General features: G+C 49.1%; 7 protein-coding genes. All 7 read right to left on the reverse strand.

Going from position 1 to position 11,300, the window contains the following annotated elements; translation table 11 throughout:
• A partial coding sequence (gene fliS, locus Q0294_RS15955; protein ID WP_299467436.1) for a flagellar export chaperone FliS occupies positions 1 to 427 on the reverse strand: 427 nt, incomplete at its 3' end.
• A 67-nt stretch (positions 428 to 494) separates the two neighbouring features.
• Positions 495 to 3,212 carry a flagellar filament capping protein FliD gene (gene fliD / locus Q0294_RS15960; RefSeq protein ID WP_299467438.1) on the reverse strand — a complete coding sequence of 906 codons (2,718 nt, stop codon included), beginning with the start codon at positions 3,210 to 3,212 and terminating at the stop codon, positions 495 to 497.
• Positions 3,213 to 3,523: 311 nt separating this feature from the next.
• The gene (locus Q0294_RS15965; RefSeq protein WP_299467440.1) at positions 3,524 to 4,306 is read right to left on the reverse strand and encodes a class I SAM-dependent methyltransferase; all 783 of its coding nucleotides are present in this window, start codon (positions 4,304 to 4,306) and stop codon (positions 3,524 to 3,526) included.
• A 70-nt stretch (positions 4,307 to 4,376) separates the two neighbouring features.
• Positions 4,377 to 5,228, reverse strand: a complete 852-nt coding sequence (locus Q0294_RS15970) for a phytanoyl-CoA dioxygenase family protein (protein ID WP_299467442.1) — start codon at positions 5,226 to 5,228, stop codon at positions 4,377 to 4,379.
• A 38-nt stretch (positions 5,229 to 5,266) separates the two neighbouring features.
• A complete protein-coding gene (locus Q0294_RS15975) occupies positions 5,267 to 5,968 on the reverse strand; it encodes a hypothetical protein (RefSeq protein WP_299467444.1) in 702 nt (233 codons plus the stop codon).
• A gap of 72 nt (positions 5,969 to 6,040) precedes the next feature.
• Positions 6,041 to 10,243, reverse strand: coding sequence for a tetratricopeptide repeat protein (locus Q0294_RS15980; protein ID WP_299467446.1), 4,203 nt, complete (start codon positions 10,241 to 10,243; stop codon positions 6,041 to 6,043).
• Positions 10,244 to 10,547: 304 nt separating this feature from the next.
• The coding region (locus Q0294_RS15985; RefSeq protein ID WP_299467448.1) for a flagellin at positions 10,548 to 11,300 on the reverse strand (753 nt) is incomplete at its 5' end.

Below are 11,300 nucleotides of genomic sequence, written 5' to 3' on the forward strand. Positions count from 1 at the left end.
TATGATGCGGGCGTTTCAAAGATTCCTGGGTATGAAACATTTTATTTTCTTCGGTTACCGTGGATTGAAGCTGTTCGATAAGTTCACACCAGGCTTCCCGATGGATACTCAAGACTTTTATGGCGTTTTGAATATAGCCGGCATCCTGCTTGACGTCAGCATGATTTAAGTTTTCATACACGAAAACAAACAATGCTTTGAGTTGTTCGACCATTTCGGGTTGGTGGGACCCATCGAGTCCGCCAATCAGTTCGGCAACCAGATCGCGGCTTTTGTCTAACGCGAAGTGTGCCTGTTCGAAATGGTGATTCTCAGCAGCCTGAGCCGCTTTTCTGGCAAACCGCAATGCGCCATCGACAACCATGAGGTGTAACTGCTGTGGTTGCGCTGTCAAAACCTGATTCTCGAGATAGTCTTGTCCGTTCATCTCCTTGGTGGCCCCTCTGTTAGTTTGAATGCGTCGATAAATTGTGACTTGTTATTTTCCAGTTTGATCAATTGCTACTACCATTTTGCAGCGCTTCCAAAGCAGTCTGTTGTGAGTTCAACTGGTTTACAATGGTTTCCTGCAATGTGAATTGGCGAATGAGTCGTTCGCGTCTGGCTTCCAGAATGGTATTCAGATCGTCGACGCGCGTGTTGATCGCAAGTGCCGATGCCTGTAACGCATCGATCTGTGTCTTGAACGTGCCGGTAAACGGATCGGTCATTGCCGTGATCACATCATTCATGACGACGGCAAAACCTTTGTCTTCCTGCTGGAAGAACTCCGTTATGTCACTGGGATCGTCGGCCAGTACCTGCTCCAGGATGGAGCTGTTCAAAGTCAGTTTTCCATCGCCGCCAAACTGCACCCCCAGATCGGACATACTTTTGATGGTATTGTTACTGACCGAAAGTTTTTTGGTGATCAAACCTTCCAGGCGAGAAACCGTTGTTAAAACCACACCATTCCCATTCAGGACGCCCCGTTCATTGGTGTCCGAATTGTAATTCGTCAGTGTGTTTTTAGCGTCAATAAAACTGTTATAAGCGGAGATAAAGGTGTTGATACTTGTTTTTACACCGGCAGTATCACGGGAAACGCTGATCGTTGCCGCCGAGGTGCCTATGGATTTTAAGTCGATCTCCAGTCCGGTAATCGCGTCGTCAAAACTGTTGGTTGATGACGTCAGTAAAAACGAGGTTTGGGGATTACTGCCAATCAGAATTAATGCATCCTCTGCATCAACGGAGGATGTGAAACCAAAGTCGTACGAACTCTCCAGGATCAGCTCACCGGCTTTACCGCCTCGATTAGAAGTGAAAGAAAGCCGGGCAGAGTTGAACGCGGTGCCGTCGTCGATAATCGTCGCGGAAGCGATACCGGTGGCATTGATTTTTTCTGCGATGTCATCAAGCGTATCCGTAGCTTCGACCGATACCGTGGTGACCTGGCGGCTTTCAACACCGGTGGTTCCGGAGCCTTTAATACCCAGGCTTGCGGCCACGGTTCCGCCGGAGACTTCTTCCACTTTGACATCGAAGCTGCTTCCGCCGGTACTTTCCACGATAAAGCCGTCGCCGGTATCGTTCAGACGGGCATTGATTTGCGCGCCGGCTGTGGCGGCCGCTTCGTTAATTTTGGTGAGTACATCGCCGACCGTTTTTGTCGTTTCTTTGTCCGTCAAACTGACATTAAAACTGACTCCTGTGCGATCGGTAATGCGGATGCTGCCGGTCGGAACCGCTTTGCCGTTTTTGGCATAAGTTGACAACGATGTTTTCTGGTTGATGTAGCGCAGATCGAGTGAACCGGAATCGACAGTATGTTTTGAGTCGCCCAGAACCGCATCAATTTTCAGAAAACCGGCCAGATTTCCGGTGACATCCTGGATTTCAATCGACGTACCAGAAGAAGCAGAGGTGTCTTTGATCTGAATGCCGGTCTTGGTATCATTCAGGCTGGCTTCAATTTGAATCGAGCCATTAGCGTTGATCAGGTTGATCACGTCATTCAGGGTTTCCGCAGAGGAAAAATCGATCGTGGTGTTTCCTCCGGCGCCATCGATGAGATTAACCTGACCTGCGTTCAGAGGCGTTCCCCCTGAAGAAACTCCGCCGTTCAAGCTTCTGAGTAATACCGAATCCAAGCCGCCAGAGAGCGTGCCGCTGATTGTTCCGCCAGGAGCCGCGGTTTGAATTCCCAACTCGCGAGCCGTCAATGAACCGTTCAAGGCAGTCACTTCAAATGTACTTGCCCCCACGGTGTTGTCTGTCAGAACTAATTTTCCGTTAACGTCGATCGCTGCAGTAACTTTACCTCCGTTCGAGCTGTTATTATTGATCAGATCGACGACATCGCCAACCGTCTGGGCAGTGTCCAGGTTGACGTCGAACGTTGATGCGTCAGCAGCGATGATCTGAAAATCGTCTGAGCCGACGACAGTTGTAATGCCATTTCCATCATTGATTTGTGACAGGTTGAAATTACTGGTCACTCGATACACGGTATCGCCGTCAAACGTAGAAGCAACGACCGACTTCAAAATTCCCAGGTCGGCAGCGGTTTGACCGCCGGCCACTTCGCTGACTTTAAGCGTACCTGTGCCGGAACCGGTATCAGTAAAGACCAGGTGATCGTCTTCAATACTGGCGACAATCGATGTGGCAGACTTATTAATTTCGTCAACAACATCGTCAATAGTGACGGTTTTGGTCAGGTCAATCACCTCTGTCTGACCATCGCGGTCGGTAATACGAATACTTCCCCGTTGAACGCCCAGACCATTATTCAGTTCTTCCAGCAGTTTGGGCTCATTCAGCTTACCGTTATTTGAGAGCGTGATGGTAGTGGCGGTTCCAATGGGGGTCGTATCGGAATCAGCGAATCCTTTGGAAATGACCTGATGATTCGACGATTTGCGCAGCCCTTGCAACTGGTAGGAACCTGAGGTGGCTGTACTATTGGCGGCGACACTGAATTGACTGCTGTCGGAACTGGTGGCCTTCAGCGTTTCAAAGGTACTTTTCAGATTGAGCTTTTGAACGGCAGAGTTCAGCGTCAGCAGGTTGGCTTCGAGAGTTTTGATGCCCCCCTCGGTGGCTTCAAACGCGGATGCACGATTCGCCAGACGTACGAGGGCATTCTTCTGCACGCCGATCAGGGCGTCCACAATTTCCGTAATGTTTAATCCGGTTGCCAGACCGACACCGGAACTGATGCCTGACATTGTTTACCAAGCCTGTCTTAGTGAATGACTGAGTAGTTGCTTCCTATAACGCTGATTGGCCCTCACCAGAGATCACAAGTGTGAGCAGTGATTTCATCTGCCGACTGAAAATCAGGTCATCGAAGTGCGAATGTTGATTCTGCCAGTCAGCGAATGACTCTCGGCAAAAATTTGCGCACGACGAACCACTGCATCTAAATATATATCGGTTAGTCAAAGGGTGCTGCTTGAGCGGAGTGATAGAAGATCCAAGTCGAGCGACGCGATTTCAAGAGACTTTGTCAATTGCGACGAATTTGCAGGTCGGGTTTCTATTCGAGCACCGCATAGGAAAGTGAAGTGGCAAACGGAAACCGCTTGAGTCGTAAATTGGGAAGCCCGAGTGTTTCCATCGCTGCCAGCGTTTCTCCGGGAAATAAGTCCATGTTAAGTTCATCAAAGGCGATAATGGCCCCTTTGGGCATCCGCGGAACGAGCAGTTCCAACGCCACCTTGGTGGGTTCGTACAGGTCTGCATCCAGATGTAACAGGGAGACGACCAGATGCTGATTTTTTTTCAGGTATTCAGGCAGCGTGACGCTGATGTCCCCTTTGACCAACTCGACTTTGGGAATGTGATTCAGATAGCGGGTCGAATCATAAAGCTGAATCGCTTTTTCCAGATCTTCCATCGCATTTTCTTCCGACTTAAACCCGCCCACTTCGAGGTGTTCGCTGGTCCCGCTGGTATCTTTTTCGCTCAATGAGGGGAAACCTTCAAATGTGTCGAAGCCGATGATTTTTCGCAGATAATTCACCGGTTCCAGAATCGCGCTGAAATTCGCCCAGGCCATCAGGCTGGCACCTCGGTGCACGCCCAGTTCTACAACGGAGCCGTTGACTTCCAGTTGTTGTTTGAAAATTTCGTAGCGGGCCATCAATTTGGTAATCGCTTGCCGGGAAACGTATTTGGTGAACGCATCCAGTTTGTTCAAATTCGTACCGACACTCGATTCCCAATACTGTTCGACGGCATTGAGCGCATTTAAGTCGCTTGCAGACTGGTTCTGTGACTCACCGACGTTGCCCCGTAACAGGCCTTTTTTTTCTGCCATTTCAAATCAGCTTTTTATGAAGTGTTGCTGGAAAAATCAGGTCGTAGTCTGATTATGTTTGTTCTCTGGTTCAGGATGCTGTTCGCTGCATGGCCTGTCTGGCACGTGTGATCTCTTTGATGCGCCAGCCGTCTTTCAGGAATTGAGGGTCCCTCAGATCGCGATACCGTAAGTTCAGTACGAACCGCACATAGTTCGACTGGTTCTTACAGGGGGTATGCGGAGTCAGACTGTGAAACAAAAGCACGTCTCCCACTTCCAGAGCTGTGGGTACCACGCGGTCGTAGCTGCGAACAACTTCGGGAGGCATTGAATGCCACTTGGTGGTAATGCCGTGGTCGTGTTCGTCGTGAGGCACCGGCGGCTTCTGGTGCTCTCCCAGTGCAAACGTCAGGCTGCCGTTTTTATGATCGGTTTTCTGTAAAGGAGCATACAGTGTGATGGTCGAATACGGGCCTTCGTTGTAATACCAGTCCTGATGCCAGGAAGCAAGATGCCACTCTGCGTGGGGCATGCTCATCAAAATAATGTACCGGTCATGAATCGAAATTTCAGGCGAGAGCAGTTTTTCCAGAATCGCCATCAACTTCGAATGCGCCCCCATCGCATGCAGCGAAGGTGCGGCATTCATGGAATCGTAAAGAATACTCTGCGCTCCGGGAGCACGTTCCTCCAGACTGGTCAGGCGGTCGCTGATTTGCGTGATCGCATTTGCGTTTTCTGAAACGTCAGCACCAAAGTGCCGTTCCAGCAGGCTGAGACGTCCTGCCAGATCTTGTCGAATCGGCAGAAATTCATCCGGGTCGAACAGGTTTTTCACCAGCAGGACCCCTTCTTCCGCATATTGATTCAGATGGTTTTCTGAAAGTTCAAAACCTTCTGTTTGGCAATTCAATGTACATAATTGATTTACAGGCAGCATGATTTACCATTCCTGGTAGAGCGTATTGAGTGGAATCTTTATTCGCCGTAACCAAATTGATCGACTAATGGTTTGAAAAAACGAGTGACCATTGCCTTTTCTGACTGGGAAAGCTGATCGCGCCATTTTCCGACAATCAGAGGCTGTATGCCGGAAGTCTCCTGGGTGTGCTCTTGATCAATTCGCACCGAATGTGCCGTGAGAGAATCCGTGGCTGTGGCTGCCGCCGCGTACTGCGGTTCCGCGACCAGTTCACGCATCTCACAGGCGATTTTGGAGATCGCATCCAATTTTAACAGCACTCCCAGTTTGGTCGCCATCTGAAAAATCAGTCCTTCGGCATTCCCCGCAATATGTTCATAGGGGATCACCATAATTCCCGGCAGGCAGAGCGCATGATGGATTTCCTGATACGCGGCGACGGTCTGATCGACGGCGGTTGCAAAAGGAATCTCACTGTTTTCCATCTCGGCACAGACGACATCGCGGGGATCCCGATAATGATAAAAGGGACGCACGGCGTCCTGCTGAGCGGCTGCAATGGCTTCCTCGGTCAACAGATCAAACCGGAGAATCATCCGCTCATTCACGTTCATCGTACCGATGATCTGATTCAACTCTTCCATTGTCTTAGCGTCTTCGACCTGAAATGATAAATTCTGGCTTTCCCAGATTTTCTTAAATACTTCCTGTGACCAGTCAGTACCTGAGTTCGGAATTCCGAAGTTGAAGATGATCATAATCTATCCTGTCTGAAATCTTGTTTGGGGGAAGTGCTCTGTTACGAAACGGCAACGGAACCCCGGGTTCTGCTAGGTAAAGTCGTTCTCGATCGCATCACGTTGTCTGTTTTTCTGTGTAAGAAACTGAGGGCGGGGGACTTTCGTCTCCGGCTGCTGTTCTTCACCGCGATAAGGGTGCTTGTCGTGGAAGTAATCAATCAGTCGCCCCTGGTATTCGATCAGGATCGTCTCAAAAGTAATGTGATTGCGTTGAATTTCAAGTACAATATCAGCGGCCCGCCATTGGGTGGCTATCAAAATGACCTCAACGGGTTCTTCCAGTAATTGATCTCGAAACAAAATTTCCTGACCGGTGCCCGGCACAAACGTGCCGACCTTATTCATGTCAGAGTCGATGACGGTCGGGAATCGTTTTTTATCAAGCTGGTTCTGGTTCACAAACGCGGCTGCTTTTCCCGTGCCGCCCCAGATCGCAACGCGCTTGCCTGAATCTGCAAGGTCTTCAAACTGAAGTGCCAGTTGGGCCGCCGACCGCAGGGCTTTTTCCTGAAATGCAACCGCCTGACGTGCGAGTTCCACCTGGTGATCCTGGGGCTGAAAACTGGCCATCCCGTAAATGACTTCGCCGTTGTAGCTGGTTTCGATCAGATCAACGGCAGAAGCACACCGGGTCAACAGGCGTTCCAGCGACTGAGTTGTGAAGTGGGAGTTATGTTCATAGAAAAAGTCCACCGTACGCCCCGCGGCAAGTACGCCATCAATGCAGGGGACTTCGATAAACAGTCTGGTCGGACATTCGGCCACATTGGCGGCAAAGGCCACTTCCTGGGCAAAGCCGAGCGGGTTCATCAGATGCTCAAACACGTGCCGGCTGATGATTAAGTCGGGACGAAGTTCAGCCAGATGTTTTCCCGGTTCGAATAACATGGCCCGTGCATCAATCAGGCCTTCTGTTTCGATTTCCGCATTCGGGTCAAAGCCGATGAATTTTCCTGTGGGAATTTTCTTCGCCAGCGAACGCAGTAAATGACCTTCCCCACAACCAATTTCCACGACGATCGGGTTTTCAGGCAGGGTTTCTGCAATCAGATCGCATACTTTCTGCAGATGTTCCGACCAGATGGCCCCTTTGTTGAACATCAGGTTCGGCTTATCGGAATAAGGGACCTTGGCATAATCGAAGGCAGCGTTCGAGATATGTCCGCAATCAACACACCGCATGAAATCGTGGGGCAGACGTTCCATCGCCTGAGCTTCTTCGCAGCTTTTCGGCCAGGCCAGCGTCGTTAGCGGCAGCAGACCACCATCATAAAACTGAACGGCAATATGATAGCCGCAAGCGGGACAAGTATAATTCCGCATGGCTGAATTCAGAATTTTGGTGTGATCATCAATTTCCGTCTTATTTGAGGAAGCATCCATGCTTTGATCCTTGTGTGAGGTCGAGCTTGTCAGACTGGTGAGAGATTGAGGAGTTGTTTTGTGTGCATCCACTTGTTGTAAAGCTGATTCAAAGAAGGTTTCCATTTCTCGAACCGTGTTGATGTCTTCAAAAACCAGATGGCTTTTGGATAGGATTTTCAGGCGGAGTTGATCTCGGAATTGTTCATCCACGCCGATGCGGCAGGCCAGATCGATGTATTCGTCGATGGACGAAACGACGCAGTCCATGATGCCCATTTTTTTATAGACGGCCAGCATTCCACGACCACGCATATACTTTGCCGGAAGTGTCACGACGGGCGTACCGATGGCCATTGACTGGTACGACGTGTTTCCTCCTCCAAAGTGCATTGGATCGAGCATCACATCGGAAATATAAATCAGATTCAGGAAGTCAGCCGTTGCCATCCCACGTAACCAGTGAATCCGATCCACGACGTCCGGGAACGAATTATTGAACCGTTCAACCAGCAAATCTTTCCATTTGGAAATGTTGTCACGAATCATGACAATCCGGGCCTTGGGGTCTTTCCGTAGAATTCCTGCCAGAACCTGATCAAATTCGGGATGAATTTTAAACAGCGTTTGGGGGCAGGCATAAACGTGTTCGTTATCGGAAAGACCAAATGCGCCTCGTGCTTTAATCTTGTCGGGCAAAGTGGGACGGTAGTAATAGGATGGCAGTGCATCCAGCTGGACAAGCCGCTCCGTATAGTGTTCTTGTGCGTCTTCCGGTTCGATCAGTTTGCTGGAGATAAAGTAATCAATGGTGTTCAAGCCGGTCGTAATCGGGTGGCCCCAGGTTACGCATTGCAGAGGCGCATGCCGTGTGGTGGCCAGCGAAAAGATAAACGAATCCATGCCGATGTCGGCATAAAACAGGATATCCAGTTCCAGGCTTTGCAAAACCTGATTGGCGCGTTGCAGATCGATTCCCAGAAAAACGTACTCGTCTGAATCCGCCCGGATTTCCTGAGCGACCTCATCATTATATTTTGTGGGCGAAATTGTAATCACATGATACTTCTCCCGATCAAAGTTTTTAATGATTCCTTTCATTAACGAACCGATGGTATGTTTATAGAACAGGCTGGAAATGAAGCCGATGCGAATGCGACCATCGCGTTCGACGGTCGGGTTCTGCTGATCCCAACTGAGTGTATTATTCAGTTGATATAATTCCGCCATCCGTTCGATAATCGGACGGTCGTTAAATCCCTGGTAGGCCAGATAGAAGGTGCCGGGAGTCAGTTTGATAGATGTGTCTATCTGCACTTGATCGGCGTGCATCTCCTCGATTTTTTGCATAAATGAAATACGCACATCCTGAATCGCTTCCATCGAAGCAGGAATGGGCGGCAATAAACTGGCCAGCGCAAGGCGGAATTCTGGTTGAGGCTTTAATTCATAAGCTTTTTCCAATGCCTCTTTCGCATCTTGAAACTGTCCCATTCCGTGATAGATGGAAGCCAGATTACTGTAAGTCTGGTAAAAAGTGTTATCCAGTTCGATAGCACGCAAAAAACTTTTGAGGGCTTTTTTGGTCTGGCGATTTCGGTTTTGGACATGGCCTCGATAATTCCAGAGGACCGCATTTTCAGGATGGTATTCGAGTGCTTCATCGACATGCTTCTCAACTTCTTTATCACGCAATTGTCGAGAGTAGAGATCGATCAAATGGAGTCGCGATTGTAAATGGTCTGGCTCCAGAACCACCAGTGATTCAAAATATCCAACTGCAGAACCGATTTTTCTCTGTTGCAAGCGGATAGAGCCCATGCCAAATAGGGACGCTGTATTAGTCGAATCGCTTTGATAGAGGCTCTGAAAGATCTCATAGGCGTAGTCCAGATCACCCAGAGAAGCCACTAGCGAACCCAGTTGAAATGCAGCTCCGGGGTGATTGGGCTGTTTTTTCAGAACTTCGCGAAACGTAATCAGTGCTTGAGGAATCGCTTTTGACGCTTCCTGTGCCTTACCCAGATGAAATAGAATCTCACAATTTTCAGGCGCTCGTTTTAAAGCATTCTGAAAACATTTGATGGCAGTTTCAAATTCTTGCTGCGCGGTATAAATGATGCCCAGATTGTTTAAAATTTCCCAGTTGTCCGGCTGTTGCACAACTGCTTTTCTAAGAACCGCGATGGCTGATTCGTACTTTTGTTGTGATGACAAAAATACGGCGTAGTTTTTCAAGGAATCGAGGTGATGGGGAGCGAGTCGTAGTGCCTGCTGATACGATTTTTCGGCAGCCTCCGGTTTTTCTGATTTCGCCAGCATATTGGCCAGATTAAAATGTGCAGTAGGGACCTGAGGCGCCAGTTTCACAACTTGCCGGCAAATGGCGATCGCTTCCTCAAGGTCATCCTCTTCTTCCTGTAAGAGATTTCCGAGATTAATCAGCGCATCGATGTAATCGGGTTTTAACTGAATGGCCTTCCGGTAAGTTTGAATTGCTTGTTTTTTTTCTCCGGAAGCAACCTGTGTGATTGCCAGATTCAGCATGAACGCCGGGTTTTGAGGTTCAAGTTCCAGCGCACGATCATAATTCGTCAGCGCGTCCTGATATTGTCCTAAGCCTTTATAGGCAGCACCGCGATTCGAAAAAAACGAAGCAATCCCGTCATTCTGACAAATGGCGCGTGTGATAAAATCGATGGCTTTTTCATATTGTTTGAGATGCAGATACACCACGCCCAGTAAATGCAGGGCATCAGCTTGACTTGGGTCGTGCAGCAGAACTTCACGATAGAGTTCTTCTGCCTGTGCGAGATTTCCCGCCTGGTGCTGTTGAACCGCCGTTGCCAATAGTTCCTGGAGTGAAGGCATAGGATCTTCTTTGAATCACGGTAGTAATTGAAAATATTTCAATTGGAGCTGCTGAAACCTGTCTGGCAGGGATCGCTCAATAGACTTTTCCGGTTATTCTGTTTGTATCGGCCATGCTGGGGAGATAGATAAGCGGTTTCTTTTGTCAACGGCAAATCGTGATCAATGGAGGTCTTTTACTGCGAGGCATCTGGGAGAATAGGAAGAACAGCAGATATAAATAAAAAAACACTACCCATCATTAAGATGGATAGTGTTTTCGTAGAAAAAGTTTTAGCCAGTCGGTAAACGACTCTCCCGAGGATTATCTCAAGAGGCTCAATACCTGCTGCGGGTTCTGGTTGGCAATCGAGAGTACCGAAATACCAGCCTGGTTCAAAATCTGAGCTTTCGTCAAATTCGCGGTTTCGACAGCGAAGTCGGTATCCACGATCTGGCTGCGAGCTTCAGAAATGTTTTCCAAAGCAACCCCCAGAGAGGAGACGTTGGTTTCGATCACGTTCTTCTGAATCGCACCCAGTCGACCACGGAGTGTTGAAACCCGGTTGACCGCTTCTTCGATGATGTTCACCAGATCAGATCCGGGAACCGAAGGTCCGACGTCAAGCAGACTCTTACCGCCGCCTGATCCCAGTTCGAACAGTTTACCGGAAACACCACCCAGTCGGGCCGTGTTCACAGCTTCAATTCCGATACCCACCTGACCAGCGGCTGACACGTCCTGTCCAATCTGGAACAGTGAACCACCACCGGTAATCGTAATGCTGGCGGTATTGTTGAGTGTGTTCGCAGCAGCAGTGAAGGAGAATGATGCATCCAGCTGTTGCGACCGCAGGTTAGCCTGCAGACCAGAACCCTGGGCAACCTGACCGTTGATTCGGGCAACAATGTCGGAACCAATATCTCGTTTCAGAGCATTTCCATCTACCACATTGTCGACGGTATCAAACGTTCCCGACAAAACATTCACATCAACAAACTCGTCAGCATCATAGTTGTTAGCGCTGAAAGTCAAATAAGCACTGGAACCACCAGTCAATACACTAGCAGCGGTGAC

Origin of the sequence: uncultured Gimesia sp., assembly GCF_937919775.1 — a bacterium.
GTDB lineage: Bacteria > Planctomycetota > Planctomycetia > Planctomycetales > Planctomycetaceae > Gimesia.